Source organism: Paraburkholderia sp. J41 (assembly GCF_905220235.1).
In the GTDB taxonomy this organism is placed as follows: Bacteria; Pseudomonadota; Gammaproteobacteria; order Burkholderiales; family Burkholderiaceae; genus Paraburkholderia.
Genome location: NZ_CAJMZE010000078.1, coordinates 1 through 1,474 on the forward strand (window position 1 = coordinate 1; position 1,474 = coordinate 1,474).

General features: G+C 64.7%; 2 protein-coding genes. Both read left to right on the plus strand.

Going from position 1 to position 1,474, the window contains the following annotated elements; translation table 11 throughout:
• Positions 1-827 (plus strand): ABC transporter permease subunit (locus U5805_RS31465; RefSeq protein ID WP_322107388.1); only part of this gene is annotated, 827 nt, incomplete at its 5' end.
• A gap of 16 nt (positions 828-843) precedes the next feature.
• Positions 844-1,474, plus strand: a 631-nt coding sequence (locus U5805_RS31470; protein WP_322107389.1) for an ABC transporter ATP-binding protein, incomplete at its 3' end; no start/stop codon positions are given.

The window sequence follows — 1,474 nt, forward strand, 5'->3', positions numbered from 1 at the left end:
TGTTCGCGACGCTCGCGCGCATTCCGCTGCGCGTGCAATTGCCGAAGTCGTTGCCCGTGGTCGCGACCGTGAGCAAGCGCTCGCGCCTGGGCGATGTCGTGTGGGCCGTGTTCATCGTCGCGCTCACGCTGTTCGTCGTATGGCGCGTGTTCTCGTACGTCCGCACGGGCGTGACGCTGAACGATGTGGGTCACATCTTCGTGCTCGGTCTCATCACGCTCTTGCGTGTGGTGCTGCTGATCGCCATTGCCTCGGTGATCTGGGTGCCGCTCGGCGTGCTGATCGGCCTGCGCCCCGCGCTCGCCGAAAAGATTCAGCCGCTCGCGCAGTTTCTGGCGGCGTTCCCGGCAAACCTGCTGTTTCCGGTGTTCGTGATCGCGATCGTGCGCTTTCATCTGAACCCGGACATCTGGCTTTCGCCGCTGATCGTGCTCGGCACGCAGTGGTACATCCTGTTCAACGTGATCGCAGGCGCGAGCGCGTACCCGAACGATTACAAGGAAGCGGCGACGAATTTCCGCATCCGCGGCTGGCAATGGTGGCGTCAGGCCATGCTGCCGGGCATTTTCCCGTACTACATCACGGGCGCGATCACGGCTTCGGGCGGCGCGTGGAACGCGAGCATCGTCGCCGAATTCGTGCAATGGGGCGACACGCGGGTCGCCGCGCACGGCCTGGGCTCGTACATCGCGCAGATGACCGCCGCCGGCGATTTCCCGAAGATCATCGTGGGCATCGCGATGATGTCCCTGTTCGTTACGCTGTTCAACCGCGTGCTTTGGCGTCCGCTGTATACGTACGCCGAGTCCCGGCTGCGCCTCGATTGAGATGGAGTGACCTGTCATGCTGAATCCGAAAATCGTCTCATCCGACCTGCTGCCGTCGCGGCCCACGCCAGGCCAGGAAGTGCTCGCCGTCAAGCACGTTTCGCGCGGTTTCGCGAAGAAAGAGGACGAGCGCCTCGTGCTCGACGACGTGAACCTTTCGCTGCGCGAAGGCGAGATCGTCGGGCTGCTCGGCCGCTCGGGCTCCGGCAAATCGACGCTCCTGCGCATCATCTCGGGCCTCATCGAGCCGACCGAAGGCGAGGTGAACTGGCTCGGCAAGCCGCTCGAAGGGCCGGCCGAAGGCGTGGCGATGGTGTTTCAAACCTTCGCGCTGTTCCCGTGGCTCACCGTGCTGCAAAATGTGGAAGCGGGCCTGGAGGCGCAAGGCGTGGGCGCGCGCGAGCGGCGCGAGCGCGCGCTGGCCGCGATCGACCTGATCGGTCTCGACGGCTTCGAAAATGCGTACCCGCGCGAGCTTTCCGGCGGCATGCGTCAACGTGTGGGCTTTGCGCGCGCGCTCGTGGTCGATCCGGCGTTGCTGCTGATGGACGAACCGTTTTCGGCGCTCGACGTGCTGACGGCCGAAACGCTGCGCACCGATTTGCTCGACTTGTGGACGCAAGGCCGTCTGCCGATCAAGTCGGTGT